At 40.3% G+C, this 19,255-nt stretch carries 15 protein-coding genes, 12 tRNA genes, 2 rRNA genes and 1 other annotated feature; all 29 genes read right to left on the bottom strand.

Annotation, left to right across the window (positions count from 1 at the left end; translation table 11 throughout):
- Nucleotides 1-17: 17 nt before the first annotated feature.
- The 29 genes from rplJ to BQ5341_RS04535 all read right to left on the bottom strand — a co-directional run bounded on the left by rplJ (nt 18) and on the right by BQ5341_RS04535 (nt 19,099).
- On the bottom strand, nt 18-521 hold the full coding sequence (rplJ, locus tag BQ5341_RS04665) for a 50S ribosomal protein L10 (protein ID WP_071130884.1): 504 nt from the start codon (nt 519-521) through the stop codon (nt 18-20).
- Between the two features lie 29 nt (nt 522-550).
- Nucleotides 551-669, bottom strand: a sequence feature (ribosomal protein L10 leader region).
- A 51-nt stretch (nt 670-720) separates the two neighbouring features.
- Complete coding sequence (gene rplA / locus BQ5341_RS04660) at nt 721-1,410, bottom strand: 50S ribosomal protein L1 (protein WP_071130883.1); 690 nt, start codon at nt 1,408-1,410, stop codon at nt 721-723.
- A gap of 88 nt (nt 1,411-1,498) precedes the next feature.
- Complete coding sequence (gene rplK, locus BQ5341_RS04655) at nt 1,499-1,924, bottom strand: 50S ribosomal protein L11 (protein WP_071130882.1); 426 nt, start codon at nt 1,922-1,924, stop codon at nt 1,499-1,501.
- Nucleotides 1,925-2,154: 230 nt separating this feature from the next.
- Nucleotides 2,155-3,939 carry an L-fucose isomerase gene (locus BQ5341_RS04650; RefSeq protein WP_071130881.1) on the bottom strand — a complete coding sequence of 595 codons (1,785 nt, stop codon included), beginning with the start codon at nt 3,937-3,939 and terminating at the stop codon, nt 2,155-2,157.
- Between the two features lie 3 nt (nt 3,940-3,942).
- Complete coding sequence (locus BQ5341_RS04645; RefSeq protein ID WP_071130880.1) at nt 3,943-5,406, bottom strand: rhamnulokinase; 1,464 nt, start codon at nt 5,404-5,406, stop codon at nt 3,943-3,945.
- An 18-nt stretch (nt 5,407-5,424) separates the two neighbouring features.
- A complete protein-coding gene (locus BQ5341_RS04640) occupies nt 5,425-6,117 on the bottom strand; it encodes a class II aldolase/adducin family protein (RefSeq protein WP_071130879.1) in 693 nt (230 codons plus the stop codon).
- Between the two features lie 93 nt (nt 6,118-6,210).
- Nucleotides 6,211-7,569, bottom strand: coding sequence for a glycoside hydrolase family 1 protein (locus BQ5341_RS04635; RefSeq protein WP_071131871.1), 1,359 nt, complete (start codon nt 7,567-7,569; stop codon nt 6,211-6,213).
- A gap of 45 nt (nt 7,570-7,614) precedes the next feature.
- Nucleotides 7,615-8,388 carry a MurR/RpiR family transcriptional regulator gene (locus tag BQ5341_RS04630; RefSeq protein WP_071130878.1) on the bottom strand — a complete coding sequence of 258 codons (774 nt, stop codon included), beginning with the start codon at nt 8,386-8,388 and terminating at the stop codon, nt 7,615-7,617.
- Nucleotides 8,389-8,415: 27 nt separating this feature from the next.
- Nucleotides 8,416-10,386 carry an alpha-amylase family protein gene (locus BQ5341_RS04625; RefSeq protein WP_071130877.1) on the bottom strand — a complete coding sequence of 657 codons (1,971 nt, stop codon included), beginning with the start codon at nt 10,384-10,386 and terminating at the stop codon, nt 8,416-8,418.
- Nucleotides 10,383-11,426 (bottom strand): PTS sugar transporter subunit IIC, encoded by a 1,044-nt coding sequence (locus BQ5341_RS04620; RefSeq protein WP_158661739.1) that lies wholly within the window; start codon nt 11,424-11,426, stop codon nt 10,383-10,385. The genes BQ5341_RS04625 and BQ5341_RS04620 overlap by 4 nt, the downstream gene beginning before the upstream one ends.
- 23 nt (nt 11,427-11,449) lie before the next feature.
- Nucleotides 11,450-11,620 (bottom strand): hypothetical protein, encoded by a 171-nt coding sequence (locus BQ5341_RS10485; protein ID WP_158661738.1) that lies wholly within the window; start codon nt 11,618-11,620, stop codon nt 11,450-11,452.
- A gap of 194 nt (nt 11,621-11,814) precedes the next feature.
- Complete coding sequence (locus tag BQ5341_RS04615; RefSeq protein WP_071130876.1) at nt 11,815-12,723, bottom strand: ROK family protein; 909 nt, start codon at nt 12,721-12,723, stop codon at nt 11,815-11,817.
- Entirely contained in the window at nt 12,720-12,884 is a 165-nt protein-coding gene (locus BQ5341_RS10750; protein ID WP_407920131.1) for a GH36 C-terminal domain-containing protein, read from the bottom strand. The genes BQ5341_RS04615 and BQ5341_RS10750 overlap by 4 nt, the downstream gene beginning before the upstream one ends.
- Before the next feature lie 437 nt (nt 12,885-13,321).
- The gene (gene arsB / locus BQ5341_RS04610) at nt 13,322-14,407 is read right to left on the bottom strand and encodes an ACR3 family arsenite efflux transporter (protein ID WP_071130875.1); all 1,086 of its coding nucleotides are present in this window, start codon (nt 14,405-14,407) and stop codon (nt 13,322-13,324) included.
- A 34-nt stretch (nt 14,408-14,441) separates the two neighbouring features.
- On the bottom strand, nt 14,442-14,807 hold the full coding sequence (locus BQ5341_RS04605; RefSeq protein ID WP_071130874.1) for an ArsR/SmtB family transcription factor: 366 nt from the start codon (nt 14,805-14,807) through the stop codon (nt 14,442-14,444).
- 131 nt (nt 14,808-14,938) lie between these two features.
- Nucleotides 14,939-15,022, bottom strand: a tRNA-Leu gene (locus BQ5341_RS04600).
- A gap of 29 nt (nt 15,023-15,051) precedes the next feature.
- A tRNA-Cys gene (locus BQ5341_RS04595) sits at nt 15,052-15,122 on the bottom strand.
- Nucleotides 15,123-15,134: 12 nt separating this feature from the next.
- Nucleotides 15,135-15,206, bottom strand: a tRNA-Gln gene (locus tag BQ5341_RS04590).
- Nucleotides 15,207-15,216: 10 nt separating this feature from the next.
- Nucleotides 15,217-15,289 (bottom strand) — tRNA-His (locus BQ5341_RS04585).
- 17 nt (nt 15,290-15,306) lie between these two features.
- Nucleotides 15,307-15,380, bottom strand: a tRNA-Trp gene (locus BQ5341_RS04580).
- 3 nt (nt 15,381-15,383) lie between these two features.
- Nucleotides 15,384-15,464: transfer RNA gene (locus BQ5341_RS04575), tRNA-Tyr, on the bottom strand.
- 1 nt (nt 15,465) lies between these two features.
- A tRNA-Phe gene (locus BQ5341_RS04570) sits at nt 15,466-15,541 on the bottom strand.
- 28 nt (nt 15,542-15,569) lie between these two features.
- Nucleotides 15,570-15,645 (bottom strand) — tRNA-Asp (locus BQ5341_RS04565).
- A gap of 9 nt (nt 15,646-15,654) precedes the next feature.
- Nucleotides 15,655-15,727, bottom strand: a tRNA-Val gene (locus BQ5341_RS04560).
- Nucleotides 15,728-15,737: 10 nt separating this feature from the next.
- Nucleotides 15,738-15,809: transfer RNA gene (locus tag BQ5341_RS04555), tRNA-Glu, on the bottom strand.
- Nucleotides 15,810-15,821: 12 nt separating this feature from the next.
- Nucleotides 15,822-15,910, bottom strand: a tRNA-Ser gene (locus BQ5341_RS04550).
- A gap of 8 nt (nt 15,911-15,918) precedes the next feature.
- Nucleotides 15,919-15,992 (bottom strand) — tRNA-Asn (locus BQ5341_RS04545).
- 7 nt (nt 15,993-15,999) lie between these two features.
- Nucleotides 16,000-16,115: ribosomal RNA gene (rrf, locus tag BQ5341_RS04540) — 5S ribosomal RNA — on the bottom strand.
- A gap of 74 nt (nt 16,116-16,189) precedes the next feature.
- Nucleotides 16,190-19,099, bottom strand: a 23S ribosomal RNA gene (locus BQ5341_RS04535).
- Between the last annotated feature and the right edge of the window lie 156 nt (nt 19,100-19,255).

The following is a 19,255-nucleotide window of genomic DNA, read 5'->3' as shown; positions in this document are numbered from 1 at the left end:
TTTTTAGCTAGCAAGACTTATGCAGCTGGTTCTTCTTTGCTTTCCACAACAGCTTGGACAGCGTAAGCCACGTTCCGTACTGGTGCTTGTAAAACAGATAAAAGCATGGATAACAAACCTTCGCGACTTGGTAATTTTGCCAAGGCTTGAATTTGTTCAATAGAAGCGACTTTGTTTTCAATCACGCCACCTTTAATTTCTAAGGCTTTGGCTTTACTTGCAAATTCGTCCATGATTTTAGCAGGTGCAACTACATCTTCATTAGAAAATGCAACAGCAGTTGGTCCTGTGAAAACTTCACCTAAACCTTTTAAACCTGCTTGTTCAGCGGCACGTGATAAGATACCATTTTTGATAACTTTCATTTCGACGCCAGCTTCACGTAATTGTTTCCGAAGTTCAGTAACTTCAGCTACTGTTAAACCACGGTAATCAACAATCACTACAGATGCGGATTGGGAGAATTTTTCAGCAACTTGATCAACTAAACTTGCTTTTTTTGCAATTGCTGCTTCACTCATTTGATTTCACCTCCTAGGTTTTTTTGGAATTTTTATACAAAAAAACTCCATGTCACCTAGACATAGAGGGACCTTTTTATTAGGTTGGCCTCGGTAGGAAATTAAGACTTGCGTCACCTACTGTCTTAGGTATAGTCAAAAATCTGACCTAGTTCACTTTAACATGCCAAGAAAACTAGGTCAAGTTTTTTTAAAAATTTTAGAAGCTTGCTTGATCTACGTGAACGCCAGGTCCAAAGGTTGACGTTACAGTAATATTTTTCATGTATTGACCTTTAGCAGTTGCAGGTTTAACCTTCAACAAAGTATCATGAATTGTTTTAAAGTTTTCAACCAATTTGTCATCAGAAAATGAAACTTTTCCGATTGGCACATGAATATTACCAGCTTTGTCGACACGGTAAGTTACTTTACCTGCTTTAACTTCATTAACAGCTTTAGTAACATCCATTGTAACAGTACCAGTTTTAGGGTTAGGCATTAAGCCTTTAGGTCCTAAAACCCGTCCTAAACGACCAACTTCAGCCATCATGTCTGGTGTTGCAACGATCACGTCGAAATCAAACCAGCCACCTTGGATTTTTTGAACCATGTCGGAATCACCAACAAAGTCTGCACCAGCAGCCAAAGCTTCTTTAGCTTTTTCGCCTTTTGCAAAAACCAAAACAGTTTGTGTTTTGCCGGTACCGTTTGGTAAAACGACAGCGCCACGAATTTGTTGATCAGCTTTTTTAGGATCAACAGATAAACGATAAGCAACTTCAACAGTTGCATCGAATTTCGCGAAATTTGTTTCTTTAACTAAAGCAATTGCTTCAGTAACAGGGTATGCTTTAGTAGCATCCACTTTTTTTAGGGCATCTTGTAATTTTTTGCTTTTTTTAGCCATGATAAATCCTCCTTGATTGTGGTTTTAGCGGTGACCCTCCCACAAGCATGCACGCATGCCTGAACTTTAGAAGCGTACCAAAGGGAAATTATTCGGTAACTGTGATTCCCATGCTTCTAGCAGTTCCTTCAACCATCCGCATAGCAGCTTCAACGTTTGCAGCGTTTAAGTCTTCTAATTTAGTGGTTGCAATTTCTTTAATTTGATCTTTTGTTACAGAAGCAACTTTTTTCGTATTTGGTTCGCCAGAACCTTTTTCCACGTTAGCAGCTTTTTTCAATAAAACTGCAGCTGGTGGTGTTTTTGTTACAAAAGTAAATGAACGGTCTTCGTATACGGAAATCACAACTGGGATAATTAAACCAGCTTGATCAGCTGTACGAGCGTTAAATTCTTTTGTAAAGCCCATGATATTTACACCGGCTTGTCCTAATGCAGGGCCGACTGGGGGAGCTGGAGTTGCTTTTCCGGCTGGAATCTGCAATTTAACGATTTTTTCAACTTTTTTTGCCACGAGACATACCTCCTTGAATCCGTGATGTGGTTAATGGAGATGTAGATTTCTCCTCCCACGCGTTGCATGACGCAACTTAAAATGCGCGTTTACGCACTGATACATTATAGCGAAACTTAAGGGAAATTGCAAGAAGTTCTTGTTTTATGCACACACTAGACCGCTCTTGCTGCTTGAAATAAAAATAAAACTCTTTTAGCAGGGGCTGATAGCTCTTGTTTTAGACTTTTTTATTTATAAAGGGGTCCGAAATATTTACAAGCGGCAAAGTCTGCGCTTTCTAAGTTTTTCGTGCCAAATCCACTAAAAGCATGCGGGCGAAAAATCCGTTCATTTGAAATATTGTGCAAGGCTACTGGAATCCGCAACATGCTGGCCAAAGTAATTAAATCATCCCCCACATGTCCATAAACGGTGGCGCCGTGATTAGAGCCCCAATGATTCATGACTTCATAGACCGTTTCAAATCCAGGCATGCCCAAATTTGGAGCAAACCAAGTCGTCGGCCAAGTTTTATCCGTCCGTTCATCTAAAATTTTATGAACATCGTCAGCTAACACGCAAGTATAACCTTCTGCAATTTGTAAGGTGGGGCCAACGCCATCTACTATATTCAAACGAATCATCGTTACTGGCATCTCGGCATTCGTTCTAAAATGTGAAGAAAAACCGCCGCCACGGAAATATTCATAATTTGCTCGACACCAATCCGTTTTCGCCAAACAATTTTTAATATCTGCTTGGGTCATGTTCCAAAATTCTTTCATGACGCCATTGTCTAATTCATCTTTAGCTCCCGCTGTGCCATCAAGGGCGGAAGCGCCAGAATTAATTAAATGTAAAATCCCGTTAGCGGCTTTCCCACTTAATTTTTTCCCAGTTACCCGTTCAACCGATTCTGAACTCCAAAAAGTTCGAACATCAGAAAAAATTGGCGCTTTATTCGTTAACAACGTTCCAAAAAGCATGGATGCGGCATTTAATGTATCATTTTCAGTTGCAAAAGCAGTCACTGGACGAGGACCGTTCCAGTCAAAGGTTGACGCCATAATTGCTTCGGTGAAATCACCATTAGGCAGCCAATCTGTCCATTGTCTTTGTCCTTGGAAACCACCGGCGATTGCATTTCTGCCCCGAGCTTCTTCCTTCCAGCCTAATTCATTTAATTTTTCATTTCCGTATAAGATATCACGGATGATCACGGCTTGTTTAGCAATAAATTGCCAATCTTGATCGGCCGGAATAATTTTTGACTGAGTAATAATTTCAGGATAATCTTTTCCTTCATTAATATCGATACCTTCCTGGCAATTTTCCTCAATCCAGCTTAATGCTTTTTGAACTTCTTTAGGATCATAAATATTTAAAGTAATGCGGCGAAGAATTTCGGTCATATCGACAAATTCAACGGGCATTCCTAAATATTGCGTGAAAAATTTACTATCGATTTGAGATCCGGCAATGCCCATGCAAGATGAACCAATATTGACATAAGACTTTCCTTTCATTTGTCCTGCCGCAATCGCGCCTCGAGCAAAAGTCAGAATTTTAGATTGCACATCTTTTGGAATAGAATTGTCATCAAGGTCTTGCACATCATAACCATAAATTTTAAAGGCCGGATAACCTTTTTGAGCATAACCAGACATCGCCGCGGCAAGATATACCGCTCCTGGTCGTTCCGTGCCATTAAATCCCCACACCGCTTTGATGGTTTCATTTTGCAAATCCATTGTTTCTGTGCCGTAACACCAACTTGGAGTCACAGAAAGAGTAGCAATAATATTTTCTTTTAAAAATTGATTAGCGACAATTCCAGCATCTCCTTGACCACCAATTGTCCTTTCGGCAACGACGCATTGAACAGGCGTTCCATCGGCATAAAACAAACTTTTTTCAATGAGTTCTTTTGCTGATTGGGCCATCATCATAGTTTTTTCTTCTAGCGATTCTCTAACGCCACCTTGACGGCCATCAATGGTTGGTCGAATTCCGATTTTCGGATAATTTTTCATAAATTATTCCTCCTGATCCAGTAATAGTTGATAACGTTCAAATTGTAAATCCCAATTTAGCCGGCGTTTACTTGGAACGTATTGTTTTATCTCGAATTCTTTTTTGATCCACCCTCGCACTTCTTGTAAATCTTTAAATACATTTTGGGCCAAAAGTTGGACAGATAAATTCCCGATGGCTGTTGCTTCAACGGGTCCTGCACTGACTTGAAAGTTCGCTGCATCAGCGACCATTTGGCAAAGGATTTTTGATTGGGATCCGCCACCGACAATATTGACTGTCTGATAATTTTTACCAACAGCATCACTGATTTCTAAAAACGTATATTTATATTTCATAGCCAAACTTTCATAAATACAGCGGAAAATTTCGCCATCTGTCTCTGGAATAGCTTGCTTGGTTTTTCTGGCATATTCTTTAATTCGGGCAATCATATTACCTGGACGAATGAAATCTGGATGATCCGTATCAATCAGCGTTTTAAAAGCTGGCGCTTGATAAGCCAAATCGGTTATCTCATCATAACTATATTTTCGATTGGGCTTTTCTAAATTCCGCTTCACCTCTTGAATAATCCACAAGCCGGTGCAATTTTTTAAAAAGTGAGTTGTGCCATTCATACCACTTTCATTAGTCAAATTATACTGAAAAGCTTTTTCATTGATGATTGGCCGATTTAACTCTGTTCCCACTAGCGACCAAGTCCCGCAAGAAACAAATAAAGATTCTTGGTTACTGGGCACACTCACCACCGCACTAGCTGTGTCATGTTGGCAAACGTTGAAAACGGCGATTGGTTCAACGCCTAATTCTCTATTAGTCATTCCAAGAAAATTCCCCTCTGTAACTAAAGAAGGAAAAAGTAGCTTGGAAAAACCAAACGTCTTCATTAGATCTTCATCCCATTTTTTAGTCTGGGCATTGATTAGCTGTGAAGTGGAGGCAATACTTCTTTCCGCTTTCATTTTCCCCGTCAAAAAATAATTCATCAAGTCGGGCATAAATAAGAAAGTTTTCGCTTTTTTAAAAAGTTCAGGCTGCTGTAATTTGACGGCTAACAGTTGGAAGAGCGTATTTATCTCCATGATTTGATTGCCGGTTCTTTGATAAATTGTTTCTAAATCTAAATATTTCGCAGCTTCTGTTAAAATTCCTTTCGTGCGCAGATCGCGATAATTTACTGGGTTTAAAATCAGCTGACCGCCTTCATCTAATAAACCAAAATCCACGCCCCAAGTATCTATCCCTAAGCTATCCACTGAATTAGTGGCAGTAGCTTTTTTAATCCCGACTAAAATCTGCTGAAAAAGATAGGGAAAATCCCAAGATAAAGTACCGTTTTTTTCGATAGGCGTATTTGCGAAACGATGAATTTCTTCAAGTTCGATTTTCCCATCTGCATATTTTCCTAAAATAACACGACCGGATGAAGCACCAAAATCAAACGCCAGGACATTTTTTTTCAAGAATAATGCACCCCTTTTTTAATGGTACTTTTTATAGCCTGGATGTTTCCCAGTTACACCATAATTTTTTCTCATTTTAAATAGTCGTTCCAATTTTTCGCGGGGAATTTCTTTTTCTTCTTTGTTACCAATATTTAAGAGCATCCGAACATGGAAGGTAGTTTTAGCGACTAATTCTAATGTTTCCATCCGGTAGTAAGCCGTGACCAAATCAGCTCCCACCGCTAAAGCGCCGTGATTTTCTAATAACAAAACATCATGCTCCGGTAAAAATGGGGCGATGGCATCCGGAACTTCATTGGTTGAAGGTGTTCCATAAGGTGTAATCGGAATTGAACCAATCACAATCGCACTTTCAATTAAAGAATAGCTATCTAGTGGCATTTGCGCCAAAGCAAAAGCCGTAGCAACTGGTGGATGCGCGTGAACAACAGCTTGCACATCTGGCCGATCTTGATAAACTCGCAAATGCATTTTAATTTCACTCGACGGCCGATAATCGCCAGTTACTTCTAAAATTTCCCCTTGCTCGTTAATTTTAATTAGCTTTTCTGGGGTGATAAAACTTTTACTAATTCCAGTTGGCGTGCAAAGGAATGTATGCTCGTCTAATTTCACAGATACATTACCATCATTGGCCGCTACCCAACCTAGCTGCCACATCTTATGACAGACATCGCAGATCTGATCTTTAATTTCTTCTTCATTCACTTAGTTTTCCTCCTACTATTTAATAAAAAAACCAATCATGGCAGGCGTGTCACTCATCCCAAACCTGATTGGTTTTTTCAATGGCAAATTTTTCTAAACTTCACCTTGTTGAATCACTTTTTGATACCAATAAAAGCTATCTTTTTTCAAACGTTTGAAATCTTTTAAATCAAACTCCTCCCGGTTCACATAAATAAAGCCGTAACGTTTTTCCATCCCTTCGTGCGTAGAAATTAAATCAATGGCACTCCAAGGACAATAACCAATAACTTCCACCCCTTCATTCATGGCTTGCGTCATTTCTTTAATATGTTTTGCTAAATAGTCAATCCGATAATTATCATGAATTGCCCCATCTTCAGTCGGTTCATCGCGACCACCGATACCATTTTCATTAATTAATAATGGTTTGCGGTAACGATTATATAATTCATGAAGGGTAATTCGAAAACTAATTGGATCAATTTCCCAACCAAATTCCGTCTTTTGCAAATGAGGATTAGCTACTGCTTTAAAAAAATACGGTACTTCAAAAGCAGATTGACTTGCCGATTGAGTTTGTTGGTTGAGCTTATTTTCAGCGACAGTATTGGAATTATAATAATTAAAGGCAATGAAGTCACAAATTCCTTCCGCCAATATTTCACTGTCGCCTTTGGCAAATTCAGGCTGAATGTGTAACGTCTGTAAAAAATTCATCGCTTGCGGATTATATTGACCATAAACTGGAATATCTAGAAAAAGCCAATTGCGCAAACTATTAAACCACTGGGCGGCCAAAATATCTTCTGGTGCACTAGAAGCTGGATAGCCATAAGCGATGTTAGGAGCTGGTCCAATTTGACCAGCGTATTTTCCTTCATGATATTTCTTAATCACTTTCGCTTGGGCGATGAGCATATGATGATTTTCTTGAAAGCTTTGTTTCAAACTTTTTTTCCCCGATTGAACTGTTTCATTGGCTAAAACCATCATATTTTGTTCGTTAATCGTTAGCCAATACTTAATCTGAGTGCCAAAAGTGTCAAATAAAAGCTGCGCATAATCAACAAAAGCTTCAATTGTTTGACGATTATTCCATCCACCCGTTTGCTCTAAAGCATATGGCAAATCAAAATGATACATCGTAACAATCGGCTCGATGCCCGCTTTTAAACATTCATCAATTACTTCTTGATAAAAAGCTAGGCCGGCTGGATTCACTTCTCCTTTTCCAGTAGGTAAAACTCGACTCCATGCAATCGAAAAACGATAAGCTTTCAAACCCAACTCTTTAAACAAAGCAATATCTTCTCTGAAGCGATGATAATGATCAATAGCCACTGAGAAATCTGTTGTATTTTCCGGTATCTTTTTTTTATCCTGAACGGACGGACCCTTTCCATCCGTTAGACTAGCACCTTCTACTTGATAAGCACTAGTGGATGCTCCCCATAAAAAATCCTCGGGCATTTTACTCAAATCAATTCCCCCTTTATTGTTTAAGTTCTTCTTGTTTTAAAAATCTACGGGATCCAGATTCGTAATTTCTGGATGCTTTTCCAAAATATTTAGGATACTTTCAATAATAAACATCGTTGGAATCTGGGTGCTATTATCAAAAAAGCCGTATTTCCTTGGCTTTGTATAATGATGAGAAAAAACTAAATTACTCATCCGAGCAAGTGAAGAATCACTATTGCCGGTAATGCTCACCATTTGAAAATCTTGTAATGGTTGATAATAAGCCATCATCTCAATTAAATCCGGCGTTTGACCAGAATTAGAAATCGTAATTAGCAAATTATCGGTCGTATTGTGCAATCGCAAAGCTAATGGATAATACGGATCGGTAATCGCAAAACTATTAATCCCTAATGTAGCCAAACGTCTAGCGGCATATTCGCACAAAATCCCCGAAATGCCAATACCAATAAAGACAATTTGATCAGCATCCATAATTTTATCGGCCAAAACCAATAATTTTTCCTGCATATCAAATGAAAATTGATTTTCCTGCAAGGATTCAATAACTTCTTCTCGAAATTCTATTTCTCCGGTGTCGGATTTTTCATGAATCGATTGTTTCAAAAACCCAATAAATTCGGGGTAGCTATTAAATCCCAACTTCCGAACAAAGCGAATCACGGAAGCCGCCGAAGTATGAGAAGCCTTAGCAATATCTCTTACTCGCATTTTTGAAGCATCTTCATAATTACTCATTAAAAAATGATAGATTGCCAAATCAGTACTTGAAAAATCACTCGTACTTAACTGATCAAAAATCGCCATTTTCCCTCCTAAATCTGTATCAGACTTTTACTTTTCTTCAATAACTAGCAGCTCATGGCCTAGCATATGATCAATGGTCAGTGATACTTGTCCGGCTTGATAATTAAATTCAATTTCTTTTAAATCAGAACTTCTAAAAATTTTTTTCGGCGCTTGAGGCAATTGTATTTTTATTTGAATGTTATCTAGCGGCGTAGCTTCTTCAATAACATCAATTCCTTTACCAAAATGACCCCGATGTTGCGGAATATAGTGGAACAAATGAACAATATATCTTTTATCTTGGGCTTGATAGTTCAAAAGTATTTCAGCTGTACTAGGCAAGTTTGTTTCAATACTTTTTGCCGGCAATAATTGATCTAAGACGGTGTTCACCAAATCTTTATAAAATTTGGCCGCCACGGCATAATAGAGGCTAAATATCCGATGAGAAAAATAAGCATACTGTTCATTCATAACGACACCTGGTGTGGCGCGATCCCAATTAATCGGCGCTTGCACGTGTCCATAATAGTGTTCATACGTCCGATTAAATAAAGAACCATATTGATCCGCTAGTACCTTTGCCCCGTTTGCCGTTTCAATTTGATTGCCACCTAAATACATAATATGTTCAAATTCTTCTTCCGGTAATTTTAAATAGTCCATTTGAAAAAGCGGACTATAAATATATTTAGCTGGAAAATTTTCAAAAACAAATTGTTTATTTTTAACCGGCGCTTCGCCTGAACACAAAATTCGGCCCCCGTCAGCGACATATTTATTAAGTTTTTTAATCAAATCATCATCAAGCTCAGCCACATCAGCCAAAACCAGCACAGGATATTTTGAGAAATCCATTTGACCGTCAATAATATCAAAAAGATAATGACTTTCCCTAAACATGCTACAAGCGCCATCCAATTCTTCTGTAAAGCGCCCTTTTTCATCGGTCTTTGTATAGAGCACGGCGAAATCCGCCACGGTAGTCATCTCTTCACAGTATGGTTGGACATCTTTTAATTTTTTAAAGACTTGTTTAATTCGACGGTACGTATAAGGTTGTAATTTCCCATTTGGATAGAGTTGATCTCCCACGGAAACTTGTCCGCCATAAGCCATGGATTGCAACGTCTCATACGTTAAGGCCGCTTCGTTTTTATAGCTCCCAAAATCTGACCAACCAATATGAAATTTAGAAGTCATTCCTAGAAAATCTTTGCCCAAATTTTTCGCATAACGCCCCGCGATTGGAAAATACCCGTAGCCCCATTGACTACTAGCTAATGCTTCCACTTCAAAATGAGAATAATCATCGATATTTTCACGAATGGTTGGCCCCATACTTCCATCATTGTAAAAAATATGACTATCAGATTTTCTGGCGCGAATGAATTCACTCATTTCTTTTTTAAAACGTTTCGTTACCTCAATAGAAAACAAGTTCACTGCTTGCTCATTTTGTAAATCGATCCCTTGTTTTTCCATCTCTCCAACACAGTTTTCACAATAACAAGGTTCCTGACGAACAATGTCAAAAAATAATCCTGGAATTTGTTGGCCGAATAACTCAAGCACTTCTGCCACTTGTTTTTTTAAATAAGTGATATACGGTGAATTTAAACATAAGCGTTTATATCCTGGTTCAAGGACAGTAATGGGTGTATTTCGACTGTAAAGCATCCGGCCAGCGACGTCTCGTTGCAACCATTCTGGATGTTGTTGGCTAATAAAATCGTCATAGCCTACCGAAAAATAAACCGGCGTTTGAATATTAACTTTTTGACAAGCATCAATTTGTTCTTTTAAAAGATTAATTTTTAAATCGGGATGTTTATTTCCTAGTTGCGTATCATAATAAGCAAATCCGTGGTGACATTTGGCAAAAAGCGTAATGGATTGCACCAATGTATCTTGCAGCGTGGCCGCAAATTCCTCACCAACGAACTCTTCAGCAATTGGCTTTCCCAACTGCGGCGTATGAAAATCTAGATGAATCTGTCTACTTGGTAAACTCATGCTTCTTCCTCCACTTCCATATGATCAAGTTTTTTAACAAATGGCATCCAAATCAGCACATTTAAGGCACAAAGAAATATTTGAAATAACATGACGCGCCAACCGCCAGCTAGAAAACCATTTCCGCCAATTGGCAACGGTGCACTGACCCCATTTAAACGCGGTAAAATATTTACAGCAGTCGCAACATAGGCTAGCAAACTATTTAAAGCGCCACAAAAAACAACGGGAATAAATAAAACAAAGTTCATTACATAAGGGACACCGAAAGCTAATGGTTCCCCAATACCTAGCAACATGGGAACGAGTGCTAATTTTCCAAGCGTTTTATACCGTTTTGACCGGGCACGCAACATCCAAAAAACTAATCCGAATAAAACAGTTGCTCCAGAAGCATAAATCGTCAGAAAAGCACCACCAATAATGTTTGGCAAAGGTGTATTTGATTGAAACGCACTTAAATTTTCCAAGTCCATCTGCATATAAATGGGCGTCATTACACTTAAGGCGACTAAATGACCATGAATCCCAAAAAACCACAAAAGATTAACAATTAACATAACAATAATCATCGCGATCCAACTTCCACCCAAACTTTTAATGGGTGTCTGAATGACCAGCGTGACAAAATTTGGAAAAGTTCCCATATTCGTAGCACCGAAAAGAATTTTAATACCTAAAAAAACAAAGATAGTTACAAATGAAGGAATTAAAGCGGCAAAAGATTTCCCAATCATTTCCGGAACACTATCTGGCATCTTGATAATGAGTTGGTGTTTATTCAGAAAATAAATAATCCGCTCTACTAAAACGGCTACAATGATGGCAGTAAACATCCCTTCAGCACCTAAATAATGTAATGGAATCATATCTAATCCATCCGCATTGGTATCAAAAGGAAACAGCAAGACAAAAGCCATCACCGAAATAATCCCCGTGGAAAATCCGTCAATTTTATGTTCTTTTGCTAAGACATAACTAATTGAAAAACTTGCATATAAAGACAATAAACCATTCGTTACAAGATTAGGATATTTCAAAAAAGGTTTGATTCCGATATTTACTAAAAAAGATTGATACGCAGAATTCCAAGGGCATCAATAATTGTAAACATGGCGCCACCAATAATCAAAGGCATTAAAGCCGCTAAGCCATTAGAAATCCCTTTAATATATGTGTTTTGTTGGATTTTTCCTGAAAATTTCAATATCTGATCTACAGGTAATGTTTTCATCTTCTCCACTCCTTTATTAACTAACTCGTGCTACCTTTCGTCAACTGTTTCATTAATCATTTTTCTCCCTTCTTGCGCACTATAACACCCTCCACACTCAAAAATAAAGCCTTTTCAAAACTTTGAAACGCCTTTTCTAACCTTGAAACCTGTACCTCATTTGGCACATTTTGTTTTACCTTTTAACATTTCTCTTAAAAGCTCATTTCTAAAATTTCTTTTTCCGAAAAAAATGGCAAAATACTGCCAAAAAGATTCGCGTCCGAAAGAAAATAGGCATTTTCAATCGTAGGAATTTCGAAAATTTGTTGAACAGGTCCGGCGTTAGCATATATCCGCTGAACTTCCTTAATTACGTAATCTAAAAGAGCCGGTTGTTGTGAAATCCCGCCGCCTAAAACAATTTTTTCTAAATCAAAAAGAACATGGAGATTAAAGATAATTTTAGCAATATCACTACAGTAACTCTGGAGGATGTTCTGGGCTGCAACATTTCCTTCAATCAAGGAAAAAAGTTCAGGATTACTTAAATTTTCTTGGGGGAACACTTCCCGTAATCGTCTGACTAATTGAACCGCCGAACCTTGAGCTCCAGTAAAAGATTCATAAGAAGTCAGTGCCCGATCTAAAATAAGATAACTCACTTCGCCAGCTTGCAAATGTGGCCCTGTTAAGAGCTGACCTTGAGAAATAATCCCCGCGCCAACTGCCGTCCCTAAAACTAAAGCAAGACTTGAAGTAGTATTTTTTAAATTTCCCCAATGCCATTCAGCAAGACATGCTGCTTTGGCATCATTTTCAACTTTAACCGGTAGATTTACTTGCTGTGAAATGCGACTTGTTAAGTGATACTGATCCAAAAATGGTAACGCGCCACCATGATAAAGAATCCCTGTTTGCGGATCAACTTTTCCTGGCACCGAAAAACCAATTCCTTCGATGTTTTCCTTTTGATAGTTGTCAATTATTTTTAAAATTTGCTGTTCAAAATCTTCAATATTGGTAGAGACAGTTTTTTCACTTCTAACTTTTTGAATCCCATTTTCAGTAATTAGTGCATGCTTAATAAAAGTCCCGCCAACATCAATCGCTAAATATTTCATTTTCGCCCCACCTTTTTCAAATAAATTTTTTTCGATGCATAATCTCCTGGTAAATAATAATCCATATAAAATCCCAGCGTCATCAATTCTTCTCCTGAGTATATTGCCCCTTGCTCTGTTTCATAAAGCGTATTTTGACTTAACCCAGCAAGCTCTAACAGATTGATTGGTCCATAACTTCATTCTTCTTCACTTACATATTTAACAACGGACCATCGCTACTAATCGATCACCTGATAACCAACTGACAATAACCAATACTACTTTTCCTTCTTATTCACTCCTAACTGTAAAATCAATTTTTGAATCCGCTTTCACTGCGAATTATAGTGCTTACAAAAAAAATTGTCGAGTTATTTTCTTGTGTAGAAAATAACTTGACAATTGCCATCTTCCTATTCAATTCACTTTCTTTAATGCTCCATTTAGTTAATAAACTACTATTTGTCGTTTACTTTGCGAAATAGCACGATAATAAGGAGTCTCAAACTCATTTTGAACCGAGACTCCATTGACGATCCAGATGATTTTTTCTTTCTTTGTATTTTACTTTTTTCATTTATCTTTCTAATTTAGAGTTTCGTCAAAGGTCAATTTCTTAGTTGTGACTAACATTATTTTCTTGCATAGCTTGTGTCCCCCGCGGAAATTTACTTCTCGTTTTATTGACGAATCTGACTAGCATTAACATCACCGGAACTTCGGTTAAAACACCGACGACAGTCACTAAAACAACTGGTGAATTTGCACCAAACAAGGTAATTGCAACGGCTACGGAAAGTTCAAAAAAGTCAGAAGCACCGATCAATCCTGCTGGTGCCGCAATATTATGAGGCAATTTTAAGCCCCAAGCTGAGAAATAAGCTAATGAAAAAGTAATTAAATTTTGTAAAATCAATGGCACAGCAATCAATAAAATATGAAACGGATTACTTAAAATAACATCTCCTTGAAAAGAAAAGATGATGACTAACGTTAACAATAATCCAATAGTGGTAATATTATCAAATTTCGGCACAAACTTTTCATTAAAGTAAGTTCCGCCCTTTTTCTTAATCATGTAAGTTCTGGTCGCCATCCCAGCAATTAAAGGAACCACTACAAAAATCACAATTGAAAATATTAATACCTCCCAAGGAACGGCAATATTATTTACCCCTAGTAAAAAAGTCACGATTGGTACAAAAAGAACCACAATCAATAAATCATTTACCGAAACTTGAACTAAAGTATACGCTGGATCTCCTTTTGTTAAATTACTCCAAATAAAAACCATCGCTGTACAAGGTGCCGCTCCTAACAAAACAGCTCCTGCTACATAATCTTTAGCAAGGTCCGGTGAAATAAAATGACTAAATACAATATAAAAGAAGAAAGATGCCAAGCCAAACATCAAAAACGGTTTAATTAACCAACTAATCCCGCACGATAAAAAGACCCCGGTTGGATGCTTTCCGACATTTTTAATCGACTGGAAATCAATTTTCATCATCATGGGGTAAATCATAATCCAAATTAAAATCGCAATGGGAATCGATGTATGGGCAATCTCCATTTTTCCTAAGACATTAGGAATAACTGGAATAAATTTCCCAATCAATAATCCTAGCGCCATACAAATCAATACCCAAACGGTTAAATACTTCTCAAAAAAATCAATACCTGCTGTTTTCTCTTTAGCCATTTTCATTTCCTCCATCAAATTAGAACGATGTAATCTAATTCATTTTTATTTTCTCATCAACGTTTATAAGTTCTCTCTCAGAGCTAGAACTTTTTTCATTTTCGACTGTATGACAAATGCAATCATCAGTATTTTCAATGAGTTTTTGAATAAACTTGGCTAAAAATTCCATGTTATCAGTATTCAAGGAATAATTGTGCCATGTCCCAGATTTTCTTATTTCAACAATTCCAGCGTTCATCAAAACTTTCATATGGTGTGAGAGCGTCGGTTGAGTAAAATTAAAGTACTGCAATAACTCACAAGCACATTGTTCCCCACAAGACAACATATCCACAATCTGAACTCTTTTTGGATCTCCCAATGCTTTAAAAAATTTTGCCGTTAATTCATAGTCCATTTTTCATCCCACCTTTATATAGAAGTACTTCTATATATAATATAGACACTTATCTATTTACCGTCAATCGTTTCTGTCCTCACAACAAAAAAAGACATATCACACGTCGTTAAACGTTGATATGTCTAGTATACCGGCGGCCGGGGTCGAACCGGCACGCCCGTGAAGGCACTGGATTTTGAGTCCAGCGCGTCTGCCAATTCCGCCACGCCGGCATGATTTCATTTTAAATATCTTCGTGAAAAGGCGGTAACCGGATTTGAACCGGTGATGAAGGTTTTGCAGACCTCTGCCTTACCACTTGGCTATACCGCCATCAATATCTAACTGGGGTAGCTGGATTCGAACCAACGCATGAGGGAGTCAAAGTCCCTTGCCTTACCGCTTGGCTATACCCCAATAATAAAAGGGCGATTGATGGGAATCGAACCCACGAATGCCGGAGCCACAATCCGGTGCGTTAACCACTTCGCCACAACCGCCATCACAAAATAAAAAATGGCAGGGGCAGTAGGAATTGAACCCACACTAGCGGTTTTGGAGACCGCGGTTCTACCTTTAAACTATGCCCCTAAATGGAAGAGAGTGGATTCGAACCACTGAACCCGAAGGAGCGGATTTACAGTCCGCCGCGTTTAGCCACTTCGCTACTCTTCCATGGTGGCGCGAGACAGAATCGAACTGCCGACACACGGAGCTTCAATCCGTTGCTCTACCAACTGAGCTACCACGCCACAAAAAAATATTCAATTAATTTAAAAATGGCGGTTCCGACGGGAATCGAACCCGCGATCTCCTGCGTGACAGGCAGGCATGTTAACCCCTACACCACGGAACCGTAAATATATGGGGGCTAACGGGCTCGAACCGCTGACATTCTGCTTGTAAGGCAGACGCTCTCCCAGCTGAGCTAAGCCCCCATACTTATAATGACCCGTACGGGAATCGAACCCGTGATACCGCCGTGAAAGGGCGGTGTCTTAACCGCTTGACCAACGGGCCATAAAGTGTCTACGGAGAGTAAGGGATTCGAACCCTTGAGACAGGGTTACCCGTCTACATGATTTCCAATCATGCTCCTTCGGCCACTCGGACAACTCTCCATAAAAAACTCCGGCAGTAGGACTCGAACCTACGACATCATGATTAACAGTCATGCGCTACTACCAACTGAGCTATGCCGGAATATCCAGCGTGGCGACGTCCTACTCTCACAAGGGGAAACCCCTCACTACAATCGGCGCTAAGAAGCTTAACTACTGTGTTCGGCATGGGAACAGGTGTATCCTTCTTGCTATCGCCACCACACTTGGTGTTTTTTTGAATGAACTTTCTTCATTCAAAACTGGATCTGAATTAACTTGCTGACAAACCTAAACCTTTTGGTTAAGTCCTCGATCGATTAGTATCAGTCCGCTCCATATATCACTATACTTCCACTTCTGACCTATCTACCTGATCATCTTTCAGGGATCTTACTTTCTTAAAGAAATGGGAAATCTTATCTTGAGGTGGGCTTCACACTTAGATGCTTTCAGCGTTTATCCCTTCCCTACATAGCTACCCAGCGATGCCTTTGGCAAGACAACTGGTACACCAGCGGTAAGTCCATCCCGGTCCTCTCGTACTAAGGACAGCTCCTCTCAAATTTCCAACGCCCGCGACGGATAGGGACCGAACTGTCTCACGACGTTCTGAACCCAGCTCGCGTGCCGCTTTAATGGGCGAACAGCCCAACCCTTGGGACCGACTACAGCCCCAGGATGCGACGAGCCGACATCGAGGTGCCAAACCTCCCCGTCGATGTGGACTCTTGGGGGAGATAAGCCTGTTATCCCCAGGGTAGCTTTTATCCGTTGAGCGATGGCCCTTCCATGCGGAACCACCGGATCACTAAGCCCGACTTTCGTCCCTGCTCGACTTGTAGGTCTCGCAGTCAAGCTCCCTTGTGCCTTTACACTCTGCGAATGATTTCCAACCATTCTGAGGGAACCTTTGGGCGCCTCCGTTACACTTTAGGAGGCGACCGCCCCAGTCAAACTGCCCATCTGACACTGTCTCCCACCACGATGAGTGATGCGGGTTAGAGTGGTCATAACACAAGGGTAGTATCCCACCAACGCCTCCATCGAGACTAGCGTCCCGACTTCCTTGGCTCCTACCTATCCTGTACGTGTGTTACAAACACTCAATATCAAATTGCAGTAAAGCTCCATGGGGTCTTTCCGTCCTGTCGCGGGTAACCTGCATCTTCACAGGTACTAAAATTTCACCGAGTCTCTCGTTGAGACAGTGCCCAAATCGTTACGCCTTTCGTGCGGGTCGGAACTTACCCGACAAGGAATTTCGCTACCTTAGGACCGTTATAGTTACGGCCGCCGTTTACTGGGGCTTCAATTCGTACCTTCGCTTACGCTAAGCACTCCTCTTAACCTTCCAGCACCGGGCAGGCGTCACCCCCTATACGTCATCTTTCGATTTTGCAGAGAGCTGTGTTTTTGATAAACAGTCGCTTGGGCCTATTCACTGCGGCTGACCTTGCGGTCAGCACCCCTTCTCCCGAAGTTACGGGGTCATTTTGCCGAGTTCCTTAACGAGAGTTCTCTCGCTCACCTTAGGATCCTCTCCTCGACTACCTGTGTCGGTTTGCGGTACGGGTTGTTGTTTTCTAACTAGAAGCTTTTCTTGACAGTGTGGACTCAGAAACTTCGGTACTATAATTTCCCTCCCCATCACAACTCATCCTTAAAAAGAAGCATTTGACTCCTCTTCAGACTTATTGCTTGGGCAGACACTTCCAGTCGTCTGCTTTTCTTATCCTCCTGCGTCCCTCCATTGTTCAAACAAAAACAACAAGTACAGGAATATCAACCTGTTATCCATCGCCTACGCCTTTCGGCCTCAGCTTAGGTCCCGACTAACCCTGGGCGGACGAGCCTTCCCCAGGAAACCTTAGTCATTCGGTGGACGGGATTCTCACCCGTCTTTCGCTACTCATACCGGCATTCTCACTTCTAAGCGCTCCAGTAGTCCTTACGATCTACCTTCAACGCCCTTAGAACGCTCTCCTACCATAACACTTACGTGTTATCCACAGCTTCGGTAATGTGTTTAGCCCCGGTACATTTTCGGCGCAGGGTCACTCGACTAGTGAGCTATTACGCACTCTTTAAATGGTGGCTGCTTCTGAGCCAACATCCTAGTTGTTTAAGCAACCCCACATCCTTTTCCACTTAACACATATTTTGGGACCTTAGCTGGTGGTCTGGGCTGTTTCCCTTTCGACTACGGATCTTATCACTCGCAGTCTGACTCCCAGAGATAAGTCGATGGCATTCGGAGTTTATCTGAATTCGGTAACCCGAGACGGGCCCCTAGTCCAAACAGTGCTCTACCTCCACGACTCTTACTCTGAGGCTAGCCCTAAAGCTATTTCGGAGAGAACCAGCTATCTCCAAGTTCGATTGGAATTTCTCCGCTACCCACACCTCATCCCCGCACTTTTCAACGTACGTGGGTTCGGTCCTCCAGTGCGTTTTACCACACCTTCAACCTGGACATGGGTAGATCACATGGTTTCGGGTCTACGACTACTTACTGATGCGCCCTATTCAGACTCGCTTTCGCTACGGCTCCGTCTCTTCAACTTAACCTCGCAAGCAATCGTAACTCGCCGGTTCATTCTACAAAAGGCACGCCATCACCCATTAACGGGCTTTGACTTGTTGTAGGCACACGGTTTCAGGTTCTATTTCACTCCCCTTCCGGGGTGCTTTTCACCTTTCCCTCACGGTACTGGTTCACTATCGGTCACTAGGTAGTATTTAGCCTTGGGAGATGGTCCTCCCGGATTCCGACGGAATTCCTCGTGTTCCGCCGTACTCAGGATACTCCTAGGTGTTGTTAAAATTTCATCTACGGGGTTTTTACCCTCTTTGACAGACCTTTCCAGGTCCTTCGACTATTCTAACAAACTACCATATTGGAGTCCTACAACCCCAAAGAGCAAGCTCTTTGGTTTGGGCTTTTCCCTTTTCGCTCGCCGCTACTCAGGGAATCGAATTTTCTTTCTCTTCCTGCAGGTACTTAGATGTTTCAGTTCTCTGCGTGTACCTCGTTTATACTATGTATTCATATAAACGTAACATTCTATGACAAATGTTGGGTTTCCCCATTCGGAAATCTCTGGATCACAGCTTACTTACAGCTCCCCAAAGCATATCGGTGTTAGTCCCGTCCTTCATCGGCTCCTAGTGCCAAGGCATCCACCGTGCGCCCTTATTCACTTAACCTTCAAATCGACTTTCGTCGACGGTTTAATACTACGCACAAGCGATTGTGTTTCGTATTCAAATAAGTAATTGAATTCGTCTTTCAACTCATTCAACACGTTGTTCTCGGTTTGTTTTGCTTTATTAATTCAGTATCCAGTTTTCAATGAACAAAGT

The organism is Enterococcus timonensis, from assembly GCF_900104595.1.
In the GTDB taxonomy this organism is placed as follows: domain Bacteria; phylum Bacillota; class Bacilli; order Lactobacillales; family Enterococcaceae; genus Enterococcus_J; species Enterococcus_J timonensis.
Note: the sequence above shows the minus strand (reverse complement) of the source record. Positions and strands in the feature narration are given on the sequence as shown.

Excerpts from the sequence above, each read along its gene's own strand:
- rplJ (WP_071130884.1), bottom strand. The coding sequence starts at position 521 with ATGAGTGAAGCAGCAATTGCAAAAAAAGCAAGTTTAGTTGATCAAGTT.
- rplA (WP_071130883.1), bottom strand. The coding sequence starts at position 1,410 with ATGGCTAAAAAAAGCAAAAAATTACAAGATGCCCTAAAAAAAGTGGAT.
- BQ5341_RS04650 (WP_071130881.1), bottom strand. The coding sequence starts at position 3,939 with ATGAAAAATTATCCGAAAATCGGAATTCGACCAACCATTGATGGCCGT.
- BQ5341_RS04635 (WP_071131871.1), bottom strand. The coding sequence starts at position 7,569 with ATGCCCGAGGATTTTTTATGGGGAGCATCCACTAGTGCTTATCAAGTA.
- BQ5341_RS04630 (WP_071130878.1), bottom strand. The coding sequence starts at position 8,388 with ATGGCGATTTTTGATCAGTTAAGTACGAGTGATTTTTCAAGTACTGAT.
- BQ5341_RS04625 (WP_071130877.1), bottom strand. The coding sequence starts at position 10,386 with ATGAGTTTACCAAGTAGACAGATTCATCTAGATTTTCATACGCCGCAG.
- BQ5341_RS10485 (WP_158661738.1), bottom strand. The coding sequence starts at position 11,620 with ATGAAAACATTACCTGTAGATCAGATATTGAAATTTTCAGGAAAAATC.
- BQ5341_RS04615 (WP_071130876.1), bottom strand. The coding sequence starts at position 12,723 with ATGAAATATTTAGCGATTGATGTTGGCGGGACTTTTATTAAGCATGCA.
- arsB (WP_071130875.1), bottom strand. The coding sequence starts at position 14,407 with ATGGCTAAAGAGAAAACAGCAGGTATTGATTTTTTTGAGAAGTATTTA.
- BQ5341_RS04605 (WP_071130874.1), bottom strand. The coding sequence starts at position 14,807 with ATGGACTATGAATTAACGGCAAAATTTTTTAAAGCATTGGGAGATCCA.